Genomic DNA, 20,634 nt, shown 5'->3' with positions numbered 1-20,634 from the left:
TCGTTCCCGAGTCGCGCCTTCCGCCCGTCGTATCGTGATCGGGAGCGCGGTCGTCCTGGCCTCACTCGGGCTCTCGGCGACCGTTCCTGCCTCAGCAGCTTCGACGTACTCCATGTCATCTCCATCGACCGAGCAGAGGGCTGGCACCTTGGACGGCTTCGTGATCGAGAACCTTCCCGACGGCATCGGCACGCCGAGCGACTTCGAGTACGAGTGGGAGGACGTGTCCTTCCACAGCCGGGTCTGGGAGACCGGCCCGGATCCGGACGGGGCGTACAAGGTCGATCTCACCGTCAAGACGATCCGCGGCGAGAAGCTCACCGACCTCGAGGCCCTGCACGACTTCCTGGTGGAGTACGAGGAGAAGGAACCGGGATCGTGGCAGCTGACCCCGGTCAAGGTCGGTGGGTACGACGGTCTGTTCTCCGGCGACGAGGTGTTCTACTTCATCGCGCCGGGCGTCGCGGCCGAAGTGACGATCGACCACGACCGCTTCACCGACGAGGACGTGCTCGACACCGCGGCCGGCTTCCATCCGGAGTCCACAACCTGATGCCCTAGGCAACTGGTAGCAACGGAACGGGGCGGCGACGCCGACTTGGTGTCGGTGTCGCCGCCCCGGGGAGCTCCCTGCGACTCAGCCTGACGGCGAAGTCGGTGGGCTTGTTGGTGTCGATGCCGGTGGAGTCGCCGGTGTCGACGGGCTCCCGGACGGCTTCGTGGTGGGTGTCGGCGTCGGGCTCGTCGTCGCTGCAGCAGCAGCCGCAGCCTTGTCGAGTGCCGCCTTCATCTGGTTGACGTTGTCCTGGTAGCCCGCGAGATCACCCTTCGTCAGGGCAGCCTGCGCCCGGGTGTACGCAGCCTGCGCGTCGGCCAGCGCCTGCTTGACGGTCTGGTTCGGCTGGTTTGCCGGCGGTGTCTTCGTGCCCGGTGGTTGCTCGCCCGTGTCGACGTTGGTGTTGAAGACCTTGCCCAGGGCTTCCTGGAGCGTGGAGCCGTAGGCGACGCGATCACCGAACGACACCAGGACGTAGCGCAGGACGGGATAGCTACCTGGCCCACTTGTCCGCACCGAGTAGACCGGCTGGACATAGAGCAGACCACCGCCGAGTGGCAGCGTCAGCAGGTTGCCGTACTGCGCTCTGGCGCCACTGCTCGGCTGGTTGATCGGGAGCAAGGCCTGTCTGATGCCTTCGTCGGTCTGGAACTTGTTGTAGACCTGCCCCGGCCCAGGTATCTGCAGGTTTCCGGGCAATCGCAGTATTCGGAACTTGCCGTAGTCCGGAGACGTCGCCTCGGAATCGACGGCCATGAAGGCAGTGAGGTTCTCCCGTTCGGCGTTCGGGACATAGACCGACGTCAGCGAGAACTTCGGATCGGTCTGATCGGGCATCCGCAACGAAAGATAGAAAGGAGGCTGGCTGATATGAGTCGTGGAGTCGCCGCCGGACGAGACCGCGGTCGGGTCGTCCGGGACGCGCCACAGGTCGCTGTTCTGGTACCAGGTGGTGGCGTCGGTGACGTGGTACTTCGCCAGCAGATCGCGCTGCACCTTGAACATGTCCTCGGGGTACCGCAGGTGCGACAGCAGGTCCGGCGAGATCGCCGAGCGCGGCTTGACCGTGTTGGGGAAGGCCTTCATCCAGGTCTTGAGGACCGGGTCGCTCTCGTCCCACGCGTACAGCTCGACCGAGCCGTCGTAGGCGTTGACCACGGCCTTGACCGAGTTGCGGATGTAGTTGATCTTCTCGCTCGGCTGCTGCGCGATCGTGCCGCGTCCAGTGGTGGTGTCACGGGTGCTGACGTCCAGGGCGACCTTCTCGGAGTACGGGTAGTTGTCCGAGGTGGTGTAGCCGTCGACGATCCAGACGACCTGCCCGTCGACGATCGCCGGGTACGGGTCACCGTCCGGTGTCAGCCACGGGGCCGCCTTCTCGACCCGCTCGCGCGGGGTGCGGTCGTAGAGGATCTTCGAGTCGGAGTTCACCCGGCTCGACAGCAGGATGTTCGCGTCCCGGAATTTGGTTGCGTAGAGCAACTTGTTGCCGAACGACCCGATCGAGACACCACCCTTGCCGTGGTAGGTGTTCAGCGTCGGGTCGCCGCCGCTCTTGCCTTCCGGCGTGTCGAGCTCGACCGGCTGTCCACCTTCTGGGCCACCGACGATCGAGTAGTCCGGCGACTGCTCGCCGAAGTAGATCCGTGGCTCGTAGTCTCCGAGCTGACCGGTCGGCGGCAGGTCCTTCTCGGTCCAGACCGGCGTACCGTCTGGGGCCCGCTGGTTCCCATTCGCCGCGACGACGCCGTAGCCGTGGGTGTAGACGGTGTGGTCGTTGTTCCAGTTGCGCTGGCCGGCCGGCAGCCGGTCGACCTGCACCTCGCGGACCGCGATGACCGTGTCGTTGACCTTGCCACCGATCTTGTACCGGTCGACGTCGAGATCGGTCGGGAACGAGTAGAAGCCACGCACCTGCTGGAGCTGCTCGAAGGTCGGCCCGACAACGCTCGGATCGATCAGCCGAATACCTGGCAGCACTTCGGTGTCCTGCACCAGTTCGGCCGGTGTCGCCGTCGTCTTTGCCGGGTAGTCAGTGATCTCGGTCGCGGCGAGCCCGTAGGCATCACGCGTGGCCTCGATGTTCTTGGTGATGTACGGCCCTTCCTTCACCGGCTCGCTCGGCCGCACCCGCAGCTGCTGGAGAGCGGCGGGCCAGAGAGCGCCGAGGAGGATCGCCGACAGGATCAGCACGACCGTGCCGACACCGGGCAGCAGCCAGGTCCGGCGGACCACATTGGCGAAGAACAGACCGGCACACAGGACCGCAATGACAGCCAGAATCTCTTTGCTGGGCAGGATCGCGTTGTCACCGGTATAGGAGATACCGGTGAAGAGCCGGCTGTCCGAGGTTGTCAGGCCGAAGCGGTCCAGCCAGTAGCTGAAGGCTTTGAGCAGCACGAGCAGACCGAGCAGGACGGAGAACTGCACCTGCGCCGCGCCAGATGCCTTCTGCCCCTTCGCGGACGGACGGAAGCCGCCGTACAGGTAGTGCGTGATGATCGCGGCGACCAGCGAGAGCAGGACGATCGAGTAGCCGAAACCGAGCAGGACGCGCAGCCACGGGTAGTCGAAGACGAAGAATGCGATGTCCTTGTTGAAGTGTTTGTCGGTGACGCCGAAGGGGCTGCGGTTCTTCCAGGCCAGGAAGACCTTCCACTCCCCCGACGCAGCCGAGCCACCGAAGACCAGCATGAGGGTCGCGACCACGCCGACCGCGATCTTCCCGTGCTGCTGCAGCAGGTCGCCGTACCGCTCGAAGCCGGGGCTGGGCGACGGTGCCAACGCGACGCGGGGACGAGTGCGGAAGGCGACGATGATGTTCGCGACGACGGCGCCGGCCATCAGCAGACCGACGACCACGAACAGCAGCACCCGGGTCCCGAGCACGGTGCTGAAGACCGAGCCGAGGTCGACCGACCGGTACCAGAGCCGTTGGGTCCAGACATCTGTGAAGACGCTGAAGAGGATCAAGAGGACGATCAGGGTCGCGATCGTCGGCAGCAGGGCCCGGGGACGTCCGCCTGTTCGCCGCGATCTGCGGGCCGGCTCCTCCGGCATGTCGTAGACGCCGTCGCTCATCGTCGCTTCTCCTCGTCGTCACTCATGCCGTCGACCTCGGAACCATCGCCCGGCCGGCTGCCGACCGAAGGCTCGAATGTCAATGACAGTACTTCGCACAGCGTGGGGACCAAGTCGACGCCGGAAAGCACCGCACTGTCCTCGTCGTGCTCACGGAGCCGGACGGCGCCGAACCGCCCGCCGTCCCGGAGCACCGCTGCGACCATCCGGACCTCGTGCCGGCGCGGGTCGCTACCGGCCAGCTGGGCCAGTTGGGAGTCGGACTCGACGCTGGACAGACCTGCCTCCGCCGACGCCGGGAGCACGATTCGCTCGATCGCCAGCGCGCAGCCGGCGACTCCGTCGGGCCATTCGATCCGGCCGAGCGCATCGGCCAGGTTGTCGTCCTCGAGACCGCCGGGAAGCTCACCCTGGGCGACCGGGGTGAGCGGCTGGGAGGCGTCGTCGGCGCCGAGCTGCGCTGCCAACTGCGGTTCGGCGCGGAGCAGTTCCTCGGTCGGGACCAGCGCGAACAACTGCGCGGGCTGGTCCCAGCCCGCGCTGCTCACGTGCTTCTCGATCTCGATGACCGCGCGGCTGAGCGCGTCAGGAGGCAGCGTGCCTACGGATTCCATGCCGGCAGGTCTTCCCTTCGGGTCACCGGGACGTACGGTTCGCTCATCAACTGCACGACGGGACATCTCCCTTGCCGCTGGCGACTGCCTGCAGCGCGCTGATCGCACCGGTCAGGGTGCTGATCTTCACCAGTCGGATGTCCTTCACATCGGCGTGCAGCGCGGCTTCGCAGTTCGGCGCCGGGACCAGGAAGACCGTGGCGCCGTCGTTCCTGGCGCCGGCGATCTTCTGCTGGATGCCGCCGATCGCACCGACCTCGCCGAGTGCGTCGATCGTGCCTGTGCCGGCGACGTGCTTGCCGTTCAGCAGAGGGCCCGGGGTCAGCTTGTCGTAGATGGCCAGGGCGAACGCCGTGCCGGCGCTCGGGCCGCCGATGTCCTGGCCGAGGTTGACCGTGACCTTGACCTGCGAGTCGACGCCGATCGTGATCCCGACCATCGGGCGGGTCGCGTCACCGGGAGTCGCGGCGGTCTTCAGTTGGACGGTCTGCTCTTCGGTGCCACGGCGGATCAGGAAGACGACGTTCTCGCCGACCTTGTGCTTGCGGACGAAGTCACCAACCTGCGGGACCTGGGTCACCGTCTGGCCGTCGACAGCCAGCACGATGTCGCCGGGCTTCAGCTTGCCCTGGGCCGGCGACTTGTCCGCGACCGTCGACACCTTTGTGTGGAACGGGACCTTCGCCGCCTGCAGCGCGGCCGCGACCGCGCTGTCCTGCGAGCCGGTCATCTCGGCGGTGTTCTGCTGCTGGACCTGGTCGGCGCTCTGGTCCGGCGGATAGATGATGTCGCGCGGGAACAGGTCGTGGTGCGGGTCGAGCCAGTTGCGCATCGCCTGCGGCAGGGTCAGCTGACGGTCGGGCGACGTGACGGACACCGTGGTCAGGTCGAGCTGCCCGGTGGTCGGGAACGTCTCGTGCCCGCTGATCTCGATGACGGGCTTGTTCTTCGACGACCCCAGGGTGTCCTTGACCGGACCCGGGCTGAACGAGACGAACGGCACCGGGAACGCGGTCACCAGCCCGAGCGAGACGAGAAGCACGACGATCGAGGTGACCAATGTGGCGGTACGACGTGTCACGAACCCTGCCCTGCGATCTTGGTGGAGGCCTGCTGATGATTACGACGACCCAGGCCCCGGCGACGTTCCGGAGTGGCCCGCGGACCGGGCGCGGCGATTGCGGCGTTGAAGCGGCGGAAGTCCTCGACCGAGGCGAAGGCGCCGCCGGACCGGCGCCGCTCGCGGCTGCGCCACCCACGCCAGCCCGCCCAGCACATCGCCAGCAGCGTGGCGATCAGCGGGAACGCCAGCCACGCCAAAACCTTCATCCGGCCACCTTCATGCGCCCAGCGTACGGGTCAGTGAGCGCCGACCCACTCGCTGCCACCGTCGATGAAGTGCTGGTGTTTCCAAATCGGGACCTCGGCCTTGAGGTCGTCGATCAGCCGCCGGCACGCGGCGAAGGCGACGTCTCGGTGCGACGCCGCCACCGCGACGATCACGGCCGCGTCACCGATCTTCAGGTCCCCGGTCCGGTGGACGGCGGCCAGCGCGGTCACGGCGGGGTCGTCACAGATACGCTCCGCAACCTTCCGCAGGTGCTCCAGCGCGTCGGGATGCGCCTCGTAGGCCAGCTTGTCGACCGGCTTCTCGTGGTCGTGGTTGCGCACAGTGCCGATGAAGATCGCGGTTCCACCCGCCGTCGGGTCAGCAACAGCAGCCAGCACCTCGTCGCTCGACAACGGGCTCTCCCGTATGTCCAGCAGCCTGATCGCGTCGCTCATCCGTCCCTCATTCCCGCCGGTCCCTCGGGCTCACTTGCACACCATCCCATCCCCCGTCGCGCAATTCTCCCTCCCGAGGCCTCTCTCCACACATCCCCTCCCCTCCTGGCCTACATTTCGGCGTACCGCGGGCTGCGGTGCGTGGTGCGCCGCGCACCCGGAGAGACTGTTGCCTTCCTCACCTACCGGCGAACACGAGCGGTGATGCGTTCGCCGGTGGAGGAACTCATGGACGGAACCAGTACGTTGGAGTTGTACGACCCACCCGCACAGGAAGGTCCTCCGATGAGCGACGAACCGGACAACCCGGACAACCCGTTCAAGGGAACGCCGTTCGAGGCCATGTTCCAGCAGTTCTCCGGTGCGGCCGGCGCGGGCGGCGCCCCGGACCTGAACGCGATCTTCGCCCAGGTCCAGCAGTTGCTGAGCGGTTCGACCGACGGCAAGCCGGTGAACTGGGACCTGGCCAAGGACATCGCCCGCAAGACCGTCGCCACGGCCGGGGACCGGTCGATGACGACCGCGGACGGCGACCGTGTCGCGGACGCGGTCCGGCTCGCCGAGCACTGGCTGGACGAGGCGACCACGCTGCCCGAGGTGTCCGCCACCTCTGCGGCCTGGAGCCGCGCAGAGTGGGTCGAGAACACGCTGCCGGTGTGGCAGACAGTGGTCGACCCGGTCGCCGAGCACGTCGCAGGCGCGATGGGCAATGCGCTGCCCGCCGAGGCCCAGCAGTTCGCGGGCCCGATGGCCGGGATGCTGCGGCAGTTGGGCGGTTCTGTCTTCGGAGCCCAGGTCGGCCAGGGGCTCGGGGAGCTCGCCAGCGAGGTCGTGAGCTCGTCCGACATCGGACTGCCGCTCGGCCCGACCGGCCAGGCGATCCTGCTGCCCGACAACGTCGCGAAGTTCGCCGAAGGGCTCGGGCTGACCGACGAGGACGTTCGGCTGTATCTGGCGCTGCGCGAGGTGGCGCACCAGCGGCTGTACGCCGGGGTCCCGTGGCTGCGGCAGCACCTGCTGGCCGCGGTCGCCGACTACGCGGCCGGCATCGAGGTCGACACCGGCAAGATCGAGCGTGCGATGGCCGACATCGACCCGCAGAACCCGGAGGCCATGCAGGAGGCCCTCGCAGGCGGCCTGTTCGAGCCCGAGGATTCCGAGCAGCAGAAGGCCGCGCTCGTCCGGCTCGAGACGACACTGGCGCTGGTCGAGGGCTGGGTGGACGACGTCGTACGCGAGGCGACGAAGGACCGGATGCCGTCGGCGGTCCAGCTCTCTGAGACTGTACGGCGCCGTCGGGCGGCGGGCGGTCCGGCCGAGCAGACGTTCGCGACTCTGGTCGGTCTTCAGCTTCGGCCGCGCCGGCTGCGCGATGCCGCCAACCTGTGGGCGGCCGTTCGTGACGCTCGCGGCGTCGACGGTCGCGACAACCTGTGGTCCCACCCTGACCTGATGCCCAGCACTGCTGACCTTGATGACCCGATCGGGTTCGCGCAGCACGCGGGCGAGCTCTCCAACATCGACATCTCCGACTTCCTGACCGAGGAAGACAAGCCGACGGACTCCACCTCGGACGACGACGGCGACAACCCCACCAAGTGATCCTTCCCGGGTCGCGGGGAGACTTGCGGGGTGCTTCTTGGGAATGCGGTTGAGGTCTTAGAGGGCTGGAGTGCGCCCGACGCGGAGCAGGAGGAGCTGCGGGCGCACTACCTGCGGCATGTCGCGGCGCATCCGGATGGGATGTGGCGGAGCTGCCGGCCTGAGCATGTGACGGCTAGTGCGCTGGTGGTTGACGCTGCGGGGCAGAACACGCTGCTGACGTTGCACAAGACCGTTGGGCGGTGGCTTCAGCTCGGCGGGCATTGCGAGCCCGGCGACACGACGTTGCCGGGTGCGGCGCTGCGGGAGGCGACGGAGGAGTCAGGTCTGCCGGGTCTGACGATCGGTCGGGAGCCGCTCCAGCTCTCGCGGCATCTGCTGCTTGGTGGCGGGTGCGCGGGTGCGTACCACCTCGACGTGCAGTTCCTTGTGACCGCGACCGCCGGCACGGAGTACGTCGTGAGCGAGGAATCGCATGATCTTGCGTGGTTCCCGCTCGATGAGCTCCCCGCGGACACGGATCATTCCGTCCAGGAGCTCGCGGCCCGGGCCCGGCACCAACTCTCCCGCACCTGACGGACCAAAGCATCCGCAATCAGCTCAGCAGAACCCGTGGGCCGACCCGAGTGGCCGGCCCACCTCCCCACAGCAGGGCATCAACATCCCCCCGCCCAGCTATCCCTCGCACCAAACCCCGCAATCCCCGCCGGTGCACCAGTCCCCGTCCCGCGTTTGGTACTGCGATCCCCCGTTGCTACTGCGATCCCCCGTTGCCACTGCGATCCCCGCTGGTGCTGCGATCCCCTCGGTACTGCGCCCCGTTCGCAATGCCCCCGTTGTACTGCGATCCCGGTTTCCCCGCCCGTACTGCGTCCACCTGTGCTGCGGTCCCCCCGTGATCCCCCAGATCCCCGTGCCCCCGGACCCATGAGTCCCCCGCTGATACAGCTGTTCTTCGTGATCCCCGGACCCGTGGGTACAGCCGTCGTATCCCGTGTCCCCAGGCCCGTGAGCCCCCCGCTGGCACAGCTGTTCCCCGTGATCCCCCCGGACCCGGTGGATACAGCTGTTTCCTGTGTCCCCGTGATTTGTCCCGCTGTGTTCATCCCCCGTGCGATCCCCGTCGTACTGCTCCCACTGCCGAGGCTGGCCGCATCCCCCCGGGTGCGGCCGGCAGTGGGCTGATGTCGGGTGCCGCCCCTGAACGGCATCGGCTATCAGCTGGACTTCCCCCGAAGTCGCCCGCCGCATGGTGAAACGAGCCGCCGGCGAGAAGGTGACGGGTCAGACATGAAAAAGTTTCGAAAGACTCACGACTTCGGCTCATCAGCCCTCGCTGGAGTGCCGTCACGATCGCCTGCGCCCGGTTCGACACCTCGAGCTTCTCGTACAGCCGCTCGACGTACGGAGACCGCGAAGACGACGACCCCGGACAGCACGCCCGGGATGCCGATCACGAGCAGCTCGAGCAGGGTGAAGCCGGACTGGTTTCTGCTGCGGGTCTGAGTCGTGCGGTTGCGGGCACGCCGGACTGTTCGGGCGACGAGGGCCCGGAGCGGGTAGTTCATGCTGCTTTCCCTTACAGATGCTCCGGCAAGCGACGGAGACGGGGTCTTCCGGGCGCGGCAGCCGCGAACGACGACCCAGCTCGACCCCTGTAAATCCAGCCGGATCCGCCTCACACATCCCCCCGGATGATGCTTGCTGCCGCGTCAAAGACTCGCCTCTGCAAGCCCCGCGTCACAGCGGGTGAACGCCCGACGTCCCGGGCCACCCGACCGACAGCTGTCGGTCGTTCTACCGACAAGCCTCAGGAACGGCGCAACAGCGACCTGGTCGCGTCCCAGCCCTCCAGACCGGGATCCAGCCGCGCGATGTCGGCAGCCGATCGCAGCCGATGCCAGCCGGGACCGATCGCGACAGCGTGCCGCCGCGGCTTTCGGGCCTCGAGTTCGGACAGCGCGGTGTCGAAGGTCGGTGCGGTTTCGGATACCCAGCCGGCCGTCGGCACGTTGACGCCGATCGCCGCGAGGGTGCCGTCCTCGGCCGGAGTGACAGCGATGTCGGCGGTGCTGAGGGCGCGGAACAGCTTGCCGATCAGCAGGCCGGGCAGATCCGGTACGTCGTGCGACACCGCAACGACGGTGGCCGCCGGAGCGGCAAGCTCCACCGCGTGCAGGACAGGGCGATCCGGATCCACGGCGTACGTCGGTGTGCCCGGCCACGTCAGCGCACTGACCTCGGCGACCGCCTCCTCGTCGCCGCCTGCGACCGCCACCGCTACCTCGACGCGATCCAGGCCCGCGAGTACCTCGTAGGTGTCCTCGGCCAACGCCAACCGCCACGCTTCAGGATCGCGGCCGGGCGGCGCCCAGGTGCCTGCGGCCGGTACGACGACAACGACAACCCGCCGGTCGCCGGTCACGCTGGGGTGCTCACGTTGTCGTAGCAGGTGCGCGCCTCGTGCACCTCGGGCATGTGGGTTTCGGCCCAGGTTTTGATGGAGGCGATGAGAGGCATCAGAGTGCCGCCCAGGGGCGTGAGTTCGTAGTCGACGCGGACCGGGACGGACGGCGTGACCGAGCGGGTGAGCAGGCCATCGCGTTCGAGGGAGCGCAGCGTTTGGGTCAGCATCTTCTGGCTGACGCCGGCGATGCGGCGGGACAGGTCGGAGTACCGCTGGGGGCCGTCGGCGAGGGCGGTGAGGATGAGCGTCACCCACTTGTCGCTGATGCGGTCGAGGAGTTGCCGGGCCGGGCAGGTCGCGAGGAATGCGTCGTACTCGCGGGCTGCCTCTTCGCGGAGCTCGGCTGCGGTGCGGGTGGGCATGACTCTCCTCGTCGTACGGTAGGCACCCTCAAGTGCGTACTTCCCGATAGAGAGTAACTCTCCCACAGTGGGTCCTGAACCCATACGCAAGGAGAGAAAACGATATGCGCGCACTAGTCGCTCGCCGCCTCGACGGGCCGGACGCGATCGAGCTGATCGAGACCGCCGTACCCGAGCCCGCCGAGGGCCAGCTCCGCATCAAGGTCGCTGCTGCCGCGGTCAACCCGGTGGACGTGGCCATCAGCACCGGAGTCCTGGTGAAGGCCGGGCTCACGGCTGCTCGCGAGCAGTTCGGTCTCGGCTGGGACGTCGCCGGCATCGTGGACGCCGTCGGCCCCAACACGTCAGCACCAGCGCAGACTGTGGTCGGAGTGGCTGTCCTGCTCGGTCGCGCCCTGAAGACGCACGCCGAGTACGTCGTACTCGACACAGACGCCGTGGTGCGAGCACCAGAAGGTGTCGACCTGGCCAATGCCTCAACGTTCGGCCTCAACGGTTTGACCGCTCTGCACGCCGTCAACGCGCTGAAGGGACAGACGGTGCTCGTCACCGGAGCGGCAGGGGGCGTCGGCGGGTACGCCGTTGAGCTGGCCAAGCACCGTGGTCTGACAGTGATCGCCAGCGCCCGCTCACACGACAAACAACAGGTAGAAGACCTAGGCGCGGACTATTTCATCGACCGTGACGCCGACCTGGCTGCAGCGGTGCGACGGATCGTGCCGGCCGGCGTGGACGGCCTGATCGACGCCGCCGTGGTCGGAATCGGAGCACAAGAGGCAGTACGCAACGGCGGCCGCCACGTACACCTGGAAGGAGGCCCACGACCGCCTCATCTCCGCGACATCACCGTGGAACAACACTTCATTCACACCAACCAGCAGGACCTCAACGAGCTGGTCCGCCTGGTCGAGGTGGGCGCTTTGTCGACGCGCGTGGCCGACAGCTATGCGCTGGAGCAGGCGGCCGTCGCCTACAAGCGGCTTGCCGGGGGCGGCGTGCGCGGACGGCTGGTCCTGACGCCCTAGGCCGGGACTCCGAGCTCGAGTTCGATCAGTCCGAGGCGCATCGCGGTCATGATCGCGTTGGCGCGATTGGTGGCACCGAGCTTCTCGTACAGGCGGGAGACGTAGGTCTTCGCCGTCGACAGGCTGACGAACATCGTGGTCGCCATCGCCGGTACGGAAAGGCCGGTCGACAGCAGCGAGAGCACCTCGAGCTCACGGGGGCTCAGCGTGATGTCCGACTCGACCGCCGGGACCGCCGGAGCCAGCGGCATGACGACCGTACGGCGAGCCAGAGCCGCACCGAGCCCGGTCGCGGTGAACGAGGAGGCGGCGACCGCGGCATGGCGGATCGCGCAGAGGACCTCGGCGGTCGGCGCGGTCTTGCCGACGAAGGCGGACACACCGGTCTCGAGCGCCCGGAACAGGACGTCGTCCTCTGCCTGGGCCGTGAGTACGACGATGCCGAGCTCGCTGTGCCGATCCCGGAGTTCCCGGGCCAGCTGCAGACCATCCGCGTCCGGCAGTGCGACGTCCAGGACCACGACGTCCGGACGGGACGACGCGATCAGCGCCGGCGCCTCGTCCGCGCGGCCGCACTCACCGACGATCGTGATGTCGGCGTCGGCCCCGACAAGGCTGACCAGGCCGTACCTGGTCAAGGTGTGGCCGTCGACAACGACGACTGTGATCGAGTTTCGCATGGTCTCTCCCCCGTAGAACCTTTCCTTGCTCCCCCAGCAGAGACGGTGTTTGTCACCTTCCGTAACGATCATCGCGCTTCACCTACACCCCGTTACGGAATTCAAACAGGTGCTTTCGGTCGCGATGGTTGAACGCTTGGTTACCAATTTTCGTCAGAAACCTTCGGGCCAACTCATCCCGCCGCGAGGACGGCGATCAAGGCACCGCCGAGCATGAACGGCCCGAAGCTCAAGCTTTGCTGCAGTGTCACGCGACGGACCAGCAACAGCGCCAGACTCACCACCGACATGAGCAAGAAGCCGAAGGACGCTCCCGCGAGCAGCGTCGGCCAGCCCAGCCAGCCGAGTGCGATCCCGAGCCCACCCGCCAGCTTGACGTCCCCGATGCCGAGCTGCCCCCGGCTCGCGAGAGCCAGCACGAGGTAGCACCCGCCGAGGACCACGCCGCCGGCGGCTGCACGCAGCAGCTTGTCCGGATCTCCCTCGGTCAGAGCGGAGATGCCGAACAACCCGAGCAGTCCGGGATACAGCGGCAACGTCAGTTGGTTGGGCAATCGCTGCACCGCGAGGTCGATGGCTGCCAGTGCGACACCCAGCGCCCCGACGAATGCGTACGCCGCTGCATCGGCAAGCCCCGCGAAGCGCCCCAGCAGCAAGGCGAGCACAGCCGCCGTCACCAGCTCGAGCACGAGCGGAGCGCCGTACCAGCCGTGGCACTGCCGGCACCGGAAGCGGCCGGCGATCGGTGCGTCGCATCGCGCGCATGTCGTGCGGTCGGGCTCGCCGTACGCGACCGAGAGCCGGAAAACCTTGCTGCGCAAGAGCAATCCGGCGACGAATCCGATGATGCCTCCGGCAACTGACCATGCGATGTCCATGCCGTGAAGGTACGGCGGGCCTGCGCGCCGTGGAACGACCGTGTCGCAGAAGTGGCCGACCGCCGCCGGAAGCCGAACGATCAGCCGACGGTGTCCACCGATCGACTGACGCCGGCCGCATCGGCTGTCGTCCGGCCACGGACCGTTGTCGGCCGGTCGACGTGTGCTTCTGACCGGTTGGCCGATGCCGGGGGTGGTGGGCGGTCCTGCACCGTTGCGGATACCGGAACGGCAGCTCGCCGCTCCGCCACCGGGGGGGGTCCTGGTACCCGCCACCAGCTAAGGAGTTCGAGATGCTCAACACCCTGCTCACCAACGTACGGAACGCCATCGAGCAGACGCGTCGCGACGAGCGCGGCGCCACCATGATCGAGTACGGCCTGCTGGTCGCGCTGATCGCCGTTGTCGTGGTGCCCGCCCTGCTGATCCTGGGTCCGGCCATCGTCGCGCTGTTCACCGGCATCGCGGGCAACCTCTGACGGTCCGGATCTGCTGATCCACTCTGCTCGATTCGCGGGTGGTGCGGCCCGGCCGGACGGCCGGGCCGCCGCTGCCCAGCTCAGGTTGGAGACCCGATGCGAACGCCCGAGATCCTCCGTCGCCTGGTGCACGACGACCGCGGCGCGAACCTGATCGAGTACGGCCTGATCGCGACGCTGCTCGCGCTGGTGGTCGTACCCACCCTCATCCTCCTCGGCCCCGCCGTCGCCGCCTTGTTCGCCGGCGTCATCGGCGCCTTCTGATCCAGGAGAACTCATGAAACCGAGACGAAGCAGCCGCGCCGGTGCGGACCGCGGCGCGGCCGCAGTCGAGTTCGCGCTGCTGCTTCCGCTGTTGCTGCTGGTCGTGATGGGCATCGTCGACTTCGGCCGGATGCTCAACGCCCAGGAGACGCTGACGAACGCGGCTCGCGAAGGCGCCCGGCTGGTCGCCCTTGGCCAGCCGAACGTCGCAAGCCGTACGCAGGCCGCCGCCACCGGGTTGAGCCCGGTGGGCGTCGCGATCCAGTCGAGCTGTCCGACCGGCGCCGGCCCGGGATCCAACGGCGGCGTCCAGACCAGCTACACGTTCCAGTTCACGCCCGGCCTCGGTTATCTCGTCGGCCTCTTCGGTGGCAGCGGTCTGAGCGGCCAGACCACCCTCACCGCCCAGGGAGTCATGCCATGCGAGACCTGATCCGGCCCCTGTTCCGGCCCCTGCTGCGCCGGCTCGGCCGCGACGACCGTGGAGCGTTCGGCGTCCTGGTCGGGATGCTGTTCGGTACCGGCGTACTGCTCGGCATGGCGGCGCTGACCATCGACGTCGGCAGCCTGTACCAGGAGCGGGCCGAACTGCAGAACGGTGCCGACGCCGGATCGATCGCTGTCGCCAAGAGTTGCGTCACCGGGACTTCCTGCACATCCGGCACCGCGGCCACCTACGCGAACCTCAACGCGAAGGACGGTGCGTCGGCCGTGACGCTGGTCTGCGGCCACGACGTCAAGGGTGGTCTACCCGGATGCCCGGGTTCCAGTGGGACGAGGGTGGACTGCCCCGCGGCACCTGCTTCGGGGACGAACTACGTCGACGTACACACGGCCACCCGCACGTCAGGTGGTTCGTCGCTGCTGCCCCCGGCATTCGCGCGCGCACTGACCGGCAACGCCGGCTACGCGGGCACCACGGTGCTCGCCTGCGCCCGTGCGCTGTGGGGACCCGCCGTGAAGAGCTCGCAGTCGATCGCGATGACGCTGTCGCTCTGCGCCTGGAACCAGGCGACCGGCGGGACTCCCCCGGCCTTCGGCAAGACGGTACGGATCTTCGTGCGGGACGCGCCCAGCGCACCCACCTGCGCCGGATTGAGCGCGCCCGGCGAATTCGGCTGGCTCGTCGACAGTGGCGGCTGTAGTGCCTCGATCGACCTGACCAAGACCGGCATCATCGCCGGCAGCGACCCCGGCAAGAACATCTCCAAGCCGTGTCAGGACGCGCTGACGTCGTACCTCGCGAGTGGGACTCCGATCTTCATCCCGATCTTCGACACCACCAGCGGCACCGGCAGCGGCGCCACCTATCACCTGGTCGGACTGGCCGCCTTCGTGCTCACCGGCTACGCGAACATGAACCCGCTCAAGGATGTCATTCCTGCGCCGTTCTCCAAGTCCGACTGCCCGAGCGGCGGCACGACCCCGTCCTGCATCTTCGGGCGCTTCACGCAGGCCTTGGTGCCTGTCACCACCACCGTCGGCACCGGAACGTACTTCGGCGCGGCGACCATCAAGCTCGCCGGCTAGCACCGTCAGCAGAAGAGAGAACACCATGAAACGTCGAGTTTTGACCATCGTGCTCGCGGTCGTGCTGGCCGTGCTCGGAACGTTCGCGGTCCTGGTCTACGTCAACAACGCGGATGCCCGCGCGGTGGCCGGCCAGCAAGCGGTAACCGTTCTCGTGGCCGGCAAGGCGATCCCGCAGGGCACGACGGCACGCGAAGCGAAAGCGTCGCTGCACAAGGAGACGCTGCCCGCGTCGTCGGTCTCGGCCGACGCCGTCGCGGACATCACCGCGGCGCAGGAGGACCTCGTCACCACCGCGGACCTGAGCCCAGGCGAGCTGCTGCTCAAGTCGATGCTGGTGACCACCGCCCAAGCGACCGGCGGCCTGACGATTGCCGAAGGCAACCTGGCGGTGACGATCACCCTCTGCAGCGCGGAGATGGTGGCCGGCAACGTCCACGTCGGGTCCGAGGTCGCGGTGTTCGGCACGGTAGTTGCTGGCAGCAACGGTGACGTCAGCGCTCAGCCGAACTGCACCGGTCAGCACAAGCAGCAGCTCGGCAAGGGCATCGGCAACACGCGCGTCGTCGTACCCAAGGTGCGGGTGATCGCGATCGGCCCGGCGTCGTCCCCGGTTGCGAGCGACGCCAAGACGACGGACAGCGCGTTCTCGCAGCAATCGGGTCCGCAGAACGACCTGACGCTGCTCACGGTAGCGGTCAAACAGGACGACGCCGAGCGGCTGATCCTGCTCACCCAGACCGGTCTGCCCTACCTGGCACTGCTCGGTCCTTCCGCGCAGGTCAAGCCCGACGACCACGCGGTGCCGCAGTTCCCGCCGGCGCCGAAGAAGAAGTGAGGACCGAGATGACCATTGTGTGCCGGCCGGGCGACGAGCTGATCGCGGTCCTCGGCGACGACGTACTGCCGGTCGACCGGCTCGACGACGCTCATCGCGCCCTGATGGACGACCCGGCGGAGGATCTGGTCGTGGTGGGACCACGGATCGCCGCGGACGAGGCGCTGGGATTCGCCGCCCACCTGCGGCTCGAGCGGCCGACCACTGGCGTGATCCTGGTCCGTGAGCACGTGGATGTCGCGCTGCTGACCGAGGCGCTCCGAGCAGGCGTACGGGAGGTGGTGAGCGCGGGTGACATCGCCTCGCTCGTCGCGGCCTGCGAACGGTCGCGTGCCCTGTCGGAGCGTGCGCGATCCGAGCTGCGATCCGCGGACGACGCCGACCCGGCACAGCGCGGCAAGGTCGTCACTGTGTTCGCGGCCAAGGGTGGCTGCGGCAAGACGACGATCGCGGTCAACCTCGCGGCAGCGCTGTCCACAGTCGAGGACCAGCAGGTCTGCCTGGTCGATATGGACCTCGCCTTCGGTGACGTCGCGATCAGCGTCCAACTCGATCCCGTCCGCACGATCAGCGATGCGTTACCGATGTCCGGCCACCTGGACACGACCGGTGCGGCGTCCCTGCTGACGACCTTCCGGCCTGGTCTGGAGATGCTCCTCGCACCGGTCACCCCGGGCGACGCGGAGAAGATCCCGGCCGGCCTGGTCGGCGAGCTGCTCACCGTTCTGCGCGGGATGTTCGACTTCGTCGTCGTGGACACCCCGGCACAGTTCAGCGAGCACGTGCTGACGGCGATGGACCTGTCCGACCACCACGTGCTGCTGACCACGCCGGACACGCCGGCGCTGAAGAACCTGCGGATCACGCTGGACATGCTCGACCTGCTCTCCTACTCACGCGACATCCGCTCGGTTGTGGTCAACCGCTCGGACTCGAAGGTGGGACTGTCGACGGGCGATGTCGAGCGCGTCGTGCGCAGTCCCCTCGACGTCCAGGTGCCGTCCAGCCGCAGCGTCCCGATCTCGATCAACCAGGGCACTCCGATCGTGATCGGTACACCGAACCATCCGGTCAGCCATGCGATCGTGAAGTTCGCCCACGAACGCCTGCTCAGCAGGCCCGCGACGGCGAAGACCAAGGCGTTCGCACGTCGTGGGGCCGGGAGGCGATGATGAATCTCTCCGAGCGCCTGGCTCAGCGGCAACCAAGTCGCGACCCGCAGTCCTCGAGCGCACCGCACACATCCGCCGACGTACCGCGTCGCGCCGCCCGGAACGCCGACCCGTTCGCCGGGGTGAAACGCAGCGTGCACCAAGGACTGCTGGAGAGCCTCGGTCCGAAGCTGTACGACGCTCACCTGGACCAGCGCGAACTGGAACAGCAGGTCACCCAGACGCTGCAAGCGGTCCTCCAGCGCGACGACACCCCGATGACCGCGGCCGATCGCGCCCGGGTCGCCCAGGAGGTCCTCGACGAGATCCTCGGCCACGGACCGCTCGAGCCGTATCTGCGCGACCCGGGCGTGTCCGAGATCATGGTCAACGGCCACGACCAGATCTACGTCGAGCGGGAGGGACGCCTGCTCGGGGTCGACGCGGCCTTCACCGACGAGAACCACCTCCGCCGCACGATCGACAAGATCGTCTCGCGGATCGGCCGCCGGGTCGACGATGCCAGCCCGATGGTGGATGCCCGGCTCCCGGACGGCAGCCGGGTGAACGCCGTCGTACCGCCGATCGCCCTGGACGGGTCACTGCTCACGATCCGGAAGTTCGCCGCCGATCCGTTCACGGTCGACGACCTGATCTCGTTCGGCACGCTCACCGGGCCGGTCGCGGATCTGCTGCGGGCCTGTGTGCGCGGCCGGCTGAACATCCTGATCGGCGGCGGCACCGGCTCCGGCAAGACGACGACGCTGAACGTGCTGTCGTCGTTCCTGCCCGACGACGAGCGCATCGTCACGATCGAGGACGCCGCCGAGCTGCAACTGAGGCAGGACCACGTCCTGCGGCTCGAGTCGCGGCCGGCGAACGTCGAGAAACGCGGCGAGATCGCGATCCGCGACCTGGTCCGCAACGCGCTGCGGATGCGCCCGGACCGCATCATCATCGGCGAGGTCCGCGACGGTGCGGCGCTGGACATGTTGCAGGCGATGAACACCGGCCACGACGGCTCGATCACGACCGTGCACTCCAATGCCCCGCGCGACTCACTGTCCCGGCTCGAGACGATGGTGCTGATGGCCGGCGTCGACCTGCCGCAGCGCGCGATCCGCGAGCAGATGGCTTCCGCGATCGACCTGATCGTGCACCAGTCCCGGCTCAAGGACGGGACCCGCCGGATCACGCACATCACCGAGGTGACAGGCATGGAGGGTGAGGTCGTCACGTTGCAGGACCTGTTCCAGTTCGACTTCCATGCCGGCGTCGACGAGCGGGGCTGGTTCCGCGGCACGTTGCGGTCGACCGGGCTGCGGCCGGGATTCCTCGACCGGCTGGCCGATCGAGGCGTCTCCCTGCCACCACGGATGTTCGGCGTGGAAGAGGTCTACCGATGAGGACCCGCTTACTGGGCGCTTTGCTGGGGATCGCCACGGCTGTCCTGCCAGGTGTCGCGTTCGCCGGCGGCGGTCCGTCGGCGAACGTCGACTCGGTGCAGGTCAGCCCTGGCCATGTCAGCTTCGTCCTCACGACAGCCAACCTGACGGGAACGCCTGCCACGAAGACGGTGCGCGTCGTGGCAGGCCGCACTGCACTGGCGGCACGCATGACCCAGGTAGGCCGCTCGACAGCGACGACAGCGCCCCCGCGAGCGGTGGTCATCGTGCTCGACACCAGCGGCTCGATGGCGGGTTCGGGGATTGCCGCTGCGCGACAGGCTGCGCTGACCTACCTGGCCAGTCTGCCTGCCGATGTGCAGGCCGGTCTGGTCACCTTCTCCGACAAGCCACAGCTTGCGGTCGGGCCGACGACGAACCGTGCTCTGGTTCGTAACGCCTTGGCCCGAGTGCGGGCGACCGGAAACACCGCGCTGTACGACGCCGTACGCACAGCGGTCGCGACGCTGTACGCCGCTCGGCTCGGTCCGTCGGCGCAGCGCAGGCTGGTCGTGCTGTCCGACGGAGTCGACACCTCGAGCAAGGCCAACCTCCTGGCGGTCACCAGAGCACTCGCTACGAGCCGGGTGCCCGCTGACGTCGTCGCCTTCCGGTACGGCAACGGCGACGCGTCCGCGGCACAGCAGATCGCATCGGCGGCGGGCGGCCGGACGTTGGCCGCGCAGAGCTCGGGCCAACTGACAGCGGCGTTCGCAGCCGTGGCCCGTAACTTCACGGCTCGGGCCAAGGTCGACGTCACCGTGCCCGACGCACTGGCCGGCCGGCGCGTGACCTTGCTGGTCAAGGTCGGCTCTGTCAGTACGGCGGTTCCTGTGACACTGGCTGCGATCAAACCGCCTCCAGCACCTGGGCAGGTTCCCGCAGTACCGGTCCGGCAGCCCGTGACGTCCTGGCAGCTCCTCGCCTTGCTCGCCGGCGTGTTCCTGATCGTCGTACTGGCTGTCGTGTTGCTGCGATGGCAGGGCTCGCGCGAAGACACTGCACGTCGTTTGGTGCAGCAGGTCGGCCGATACGGGCCACGGCGCGATGAACACCAGCCGACTGCCGAAGAAGGCGCTGCCGCGCGCACCGCGGTCGGACTGGTCGAGCAGGTACTGCGATCGACCGGTGCCGAGCAGGGCCTTGCCCTACGGCTCGATCTGGCGGATGTGAAGCGAAAGCCGGCCGAATGGGCCTTGCTGGTGTTTTGCGGCGGCACAGCGCTCGCGGTCGCTCTCCTGCTCCTCGGGGTCGATCGGCTGCTGTGTCTGCCGATCGGGCTCGTCGCAGGGTGGATGGCGCAACGGATCTTCCTCAGTGTCCGCATCGGGCGTCGCCGGGCAGCGTTCGGCGAGCAGCTACCCGACGTACTGCAGCTGATCGTCGGCTCGTTACGATCCGGGTTCTCATTCGCACAGGCGGTCGACGCTGTCGTCCGCGACGGCACGCAGCCGGCTGCCGGCGAGTTCTCGCGAGCGCTCGCCGAGACCAGGATCGGAGTCCCGTTGGAGGACGGGCTCAACCATGTCGCGGACCGCATGCAGTGCGAGGACCTGCGATGGGTGGTGATGGCCACCCGGATCCAGCGTGAGGTCGGCGGCAACCTGGCGGAGGTCCTGACGAACACCGTCGACACGATGCGCGAACGGGCGCAGACGCGCCGGCACGTGCGGGCCCTGAGCGCCGAGGGGCGGCTGTCCGGCTACATCATCGTCGGGCTGCCGATCGTGCTCGGTGGATGGCTGACGTTCAGCAAACCGCAGTACATGAGCCCTCTGTTCACCACGCCGCTCGGCGTGATGATGGTCGCCGCCGGCGTCGGGCTCATCATCGTCGGCGGATTCTGGATCCGCGCGCTGATCAAGGTGGAGGCGTGA

Annotated in this window: 22 protein-coding genes; 12 read left to right on the top strand and 10 right to left on the bottom strand. The window is 68.0% G+C overall.

The genetic code is table 11. The features are described 5' to 3' along the window. Positions 1–160: 160 nt before the first annotated feature. Positions 161–553, top strand: a complete 393-nt coding sequence (locus EV653_RS33110; RefSeq protein ID WP_238160591.1) for a hypothetical protein — start codon at positions 161–163, stop codon at positions 551–553. An 84-nt stretch (positions 554–637) separates the two neighbouring features. Here EV653_RS33110 and EV653_RS33105 read toward each other — a convergent pair whose 3' ends face one another. Genes EV653_RS33105 through EV653_RS33085 form a run of 5 tightly spaced genes read right to left on the bottom strand, consistent with a single transcriptional unit; the run spans position 638 to position 6,036 of the window. Then, positions 638–3,637 (bottom strand): UPF0182 family membrane protein, encoded by a 3,000-nt coding sequence (locus EV653_RS33105; RefSeq protein ID WP_134108785.1) that lies wholly within the window; start codon positions 3,635–3,637, stop codon positions 638–640. Then, positions 3,634–4,251 (bottom strand): PPA1309 family protein, encoded by a 618-nt coding sequence (locus EV653_RS33100; RefSeq protein ID WP_202871932.1) that lies wholly within the window; start codon positions 4,249–4,251, stop codon positions 3,634–3,636. Before EV653_RS33100 ends, EV653_RS33105 begins: the two co-directional genes overlap by 4 nt. Before the next feature lie 46 nt (positions 4,252–4,297). After that, positions 4,298–5,332 (bottom strand): YlbL family protein, encoded by a 1,035-nt coding sequence (locus EV653_RS33095; protein ID WP_134108783.1) that lies wholly within the window; start codon positions 5,330–5,332, stop codon positions 4,298–4,300. Continuing rightward, on the bottom strand, positions 5,329–5,580 hold the full coding sequence (locus EV653_RS33090; RefSeq protein ID WP_134108781.1) for a hypothetical protein: 252 nt from the start codon (positions 5,578–5,580) through the stop codon (positions 5,329–5,331). The genes EV653_RS33095 and EV653_RS33090 overlap by 4 nt, the downstream gene beginning before the upstream one ends. A gap of 30 nt (positions 5,581–5,610) precedes the next feature. Continuing rightward, positions 5,611–6,036, bottom strand: coding sequence for a molybdenum cofactor biosynthesis protein MoaE (locus EV653_RS33085; RefSeq protein WP_134108779.1), 426 nt, complete (start codon positions 6,034–6,036; stop codon positions 5,611–5,613). A 285-nt stretch (positions 6,037–6,321) separates the two neighbouring features. On the opposite strand from EV653_RS33085, the gene EV653_RS33080 reads away from it, so the two are divergent. Next, positions 6,322–7,638 carry a zinc-dependent metalloprotease gene (locus tag EV653_RS33080; protein WP_134108777.1) on the top strand — a complete coding sequence of 439 codons (1,317 nt, stop codon included), beginning with the start codon at positions 6,322–6,324 and terminating at the stop codon, positions 7,636–7,638. A 30-nt stretch (positions 7,639–7,668) separates the two neighbouring features. After that, entirely contained in the window at positions 7,669–8,214 is a 546-nt protein-coding gene (locus tag EV653_RS33075) for an NUDIX hydrolase (RefSeq protein WP_134108775.1), read from the top strand. Positions 8,215–8,948: 734 nt separating this feature from the next. Here the strand turns inward: EV653_RS33075 and EV653_RS33070 are convergent. The 3 genes from EV653_RS33070 to EV653_RS33060 all read right to left on the bottom strand — a co-directional run bounded on the left by EV653_RS33070 (position 8,949) and on the right by EV653_RS33060 (position 10,467). Continuing rightward, positions 8,949–9,206 carry a type II secretion system protein gene (locus EV653_RS33070; RefSeq protein ID WP_134108773.1) on the bottom strand — a complete coding sequence of 86 codons (258 nt, stop codon included), beginning with the start codon at positions 9,204–9,206 and terminating at the stop codon, positions 8,949–8,951. Positions 9,207–9,448: 242 nt separating this feature from the next. Beyond that, a complete protein-coding gene (locus EV653_RS33065) occupies positions 9,449–10,063 on the bottom strand; it encodes a DUF2064 domain-containing protein (RefSeq protein WP_134108771.1) in 615 nt (204 codons plus the stop codon). Then, a complete protein-coding gene (locus EV653_RS33060) occupies positions 10,060–10,467 on the bottom strand; it encodes a winged helix-turn-helix transcriptional regulator (protein ID WP_134108769.1) in 408 nt (135 codons plus the stop codon). The genes EV653_RS33065 and EV653_RS33060 overlap by 4 nt, the downstream gene beginning before the upstream one ends. A gap of 104 nt (positions 10,468–10,571) precedes the next feature. On the opposite strand from EV653_RS33060, the gene EV653_RS33055 reads away from it, so the two are divergent. Further along, positions 10,572–11,492 carry an NADP-dependent oxidoreductase gene (locus EV653_RS33055; RefSeq protein WP_134108767.1) on the top strand — a complete coding sequence of 307 codons (921 nt, stop codon included), beginning with the start codon at positions 10,572–10,574 and terminating at the stop codon, positions 11,490–11,492. On the opposite strand, the gene EV653_RS33050 is transcribed toward EV653_RS33055, so the two are convergent. Beyond that, positions 11,489–12,172: a response regulator transcription factor gene (locus EV653_RS33050; RefSeq protein WP_134108765.1), complete on the bottom strand. Its 684-nt coding sequence runs from the start codon at positions 12,170–12,172 to the stop codon at positions 11,489–11,491. The two genes, EV653_RS33055 and EV653_RS33050, sit on opposite strands and share 4 nt — an antisense overlap. A gap of 173 nt (positions 12,173–12,345) precedes the next feature. Beyond that, a complete protein-coding gene (locus EV653_RS33045; RefSeq protein WP_134108763.1) occupies positions 12,346–13,050 on the bottom strand; it encodes a prepilin peptidase in 705 nt (234 codons plus the stop codon). 293 nt (positions 13,051–13,343) lie between these two features. On the opposite strand from EV653_RS33045, the gene EV653_RS33040 reads away from it, so the two are divergent. The 8 genes from EV653_RS33040 to EV653_RS33005 all read left to right on the top strand — a co-directional run bounded on the left by EV653_RS33040 (position 13,344) and on the right by EV653_RS33005 (position 20,634). Further along, positions 13,344–13,529 carry a Flp family type IVb pilin gene (locus EV653_RS33040; protein ID WP_134108761.1) on the top strand — a complete coding sequence of 62 codons (186 nt, stop codon included), beginning with the start codon at positions 13,344–13,346 and terminating at the stop codon, positions 13,527–13,529. A 96-nt stretch (positions 13,530–13,625) separates the two neighbouring features. After that, complete coding sequence (locus EV653_RS33035) at positions 13,626–13,793, top strand: Flp family type IVb pilin (RefSeq protein WP_202871931.1); 168 nt, start codon at positions 13,626–13,628, stop codon at positions 13,791–13,793. Between the two features lie 13 nt (positions 13,794–13,806). After that, a complete protein-coding gene (locus EV653_RS33030; RefSeq protein ID WP_134108759.1) occupies positions 13,807–14,226 on the top strand; it encodes a TadE/TadG family type IV pilus assembly protein in 420 nt (139 codons plus the stop codon). Continuing rightward, positions 14,214–15,323, top strand: coding sequence for a TadE/TadG family type IV pilus assembly protein (locus EV653_RS33025; protein WP_134108757.1), 1,110 nt, complete (start codon positions 14,214–14,216; stop codon positions 15,321–15,323). The genes EV653_RS33030 and EV653_RS33025 overlap by 13 nt, the downstream gene beginning before the upstream one ends. A 25-nt stretch (positions 15,324–15,348) precedes the next feature. Further along, entirely contained in the window at positions 15,349–16,161 is an 813-nt protein-coding gene (gene cpaB / locus EV653_RS33020) for a Flp pilus assembly protein CpaB (RefSeq protein WP_166679646.1), read from the top strand. Between the two features lie 8 nt (positions 16,162–16,169). Further along, positions 16,170–17,333 (top strand): AAA family ATPase, encoded by a 1,164-nt coding sequence (locus EV653_RS33015; RefSeq protein WP_134108753.1) that lies wholly within the window; start codon positions 16,170–16,172, stop codon positions 17,331–17,333. Further along, entirely contained in the window at positions 17,333–18,718 is a 1,386-nt protein-coding gene (locus tag EV653_RS33010; RefSeq protein ID WP_202871930.1) for a CpaF family protein, read from the top strand. The genes EV653_RS33015 and EV653_RS33010 overlap by 1 nt, the downstream gene beginning before the upstream one ends. Further along, a complete protein-coding gene (locus EV653_RS33005) occupies positions 18,715–20,634 on the top strand; it encodes a VWA domain-containing protein (RefSeq protein ID WP_134108749.1) in 1,920 nt (639 codons plus the stop codon). Before EV653_RS33010 ends, EV653_RS33005 begins: the two co-directional genes overlap by 4 nt.

Source organism: Kribbella pratensis (assembly GCF_004365355.1).
Classification (GTDB): domain Bacteria; phylum Actinomycetota; class Actinomycetes; order Propionibacteriales; family Kribbellaceae; genus Kribbella.
The sequence above is the reverse complement of the archived record's forward strand: the minus strand, read 5'-3'. Positions and strand labels throughout refer to the sequence as shown.

What these genes read in the sequence shown, in the direction of transcription:
- EV653_RS33100 (WP_202871932.1), bottom strand. Translation starts at nt 4,251, where the DNA reads ATGGAATCCGTAGGCACGCTGCCTCCTGACGCGCTCAGCCGCGCGGTC.
- cpaB (WP_166679646.1), top strand. Translation starts at nt 15,349, where the DNA reads ATGAAACGTCGAGTTTTGACCATCGTGCTCGCGGTCGTGCTGGCCGTG.
- EV653_RS33010 (WP_202871930.1), top strand. Translation starts at nt 17,333, where the DNA reads ATGAATCTCTCCGAGCGCCTGGCTCAGCGGCAACCAAGTCGCGACCCG.
- EV653_RS33040 (WP_134108761.1), top strand. Translation starts at nt 13,344, where the DNA reads ATGCTCAACACCCTGCTCACCAACGTACGGAACGCCATCGAGCAGACG.
- EV653_RS33030 (WP_134108759.1), top strand. Translation starts at nt 13,807, where the DNA reads ATGAAACCGAGACGAAGCAGCCGCGCCGGTGCGGACCGCGGCGCGGCC.
- EV653_RS33045 (WP_134108763.1), bottom strand. Translation starts at nt 13,050, where the DNA reads ATGGACATCGCATGGTCAGTTGCCGGAGGCATCATCGGATTCGTCGCC.
- EV653_RS33080 (WP_134108777.1), top strand. Translation starts at nt 6,322, where the DNA reads ATGAGCGACGAACCGGACAACCCGGACAACCCGTTCAAGGGAACGCCG.
- EV653_RS33025 (WP_134108757.1), top strand. Translation starts at nt 14,214, where the DNA reads ATGCGAGACCTGATCCGGCCCCTGTTCCGGCCCCTGCTGCGCCGGCTC.
- EV653_RS33060 (WP_134108769.1), bottom strand. Translation starts at nt 10,467, where the DNA reads ATGCCCACCCGCACCGCAGCCGAGCTCCGCGAAGAGGCAGCCCGCGAG.
- EV653_RS33055 (WP_134108767.1), top strand. Translation starts at nt 10,572, where the DNA reads ATGCGCGCACTAGTCGCTCGCCGCCTCGACGGGCCGGACGCGATCGAG.
- EV653_RS33105 (WP_134108785.1), bottom strand. Translation starts at nt 3,637, where the DNA reads ATGAGCGACGGCGTCTACGACATGCCGGAGGAGCCGGCCCGCAGATCG.
- EV653_RS33035 (WP_202871931.1), top strand. Translation starts at nt 13,626, where the DNA reads ATGCGAACGCCCGAGATCCTCCGTCGCCTGGTGCACGACGACCGCGGC.
- EV653_RS33070 (WP_134108773.1), bottom strand. Translation starts at nt 9,206, where the DNA reads ATGAACTACCCGCTCCGGGCCCTCGTCGCCCGAACAGTCCGGCGTGCC.
- EV653_RS33015 (WP_134108753.1), top strand. Translation starts at nt 16,170, where the DNA reads ATGACCATTGTGTGCCGGCCGGGCGACGAGCTGATCGCGGTCCTCGGC.
- EV653_RS33050 (WP_134108765.1), bottom strand. Translation starts at nt 12,172, where the DNA reads ATGCGAAACTCGATCACAGTCGTCGTTGTCGACGGCCACACCTTGACC.
- EV653_RS33090 (WP_134108781.1), bottom strand. Translation starts at nt 5,580, where the DNA reads ATGAAGGTTTTGGCGTGGCTGGCGTTCCCGCTGATCGCCACGCTGCTG.
- EV653_RS33085 (WP_134108779.1), bottom strand. Translation starts at nt 6,036, where the DNA reads ATGAGCGACGCGATCAGGCTGCTGGACATACGGGAGAGCCCGTTGTCG.
- EV653_RS33005 (WP_134108749.1), top strand. Translation starts at nt 18,715, where the DNA reads ATGAGGACCCGCTTACTGGGCGCTTTGCTGGGGATCGCCACGGCTGTC.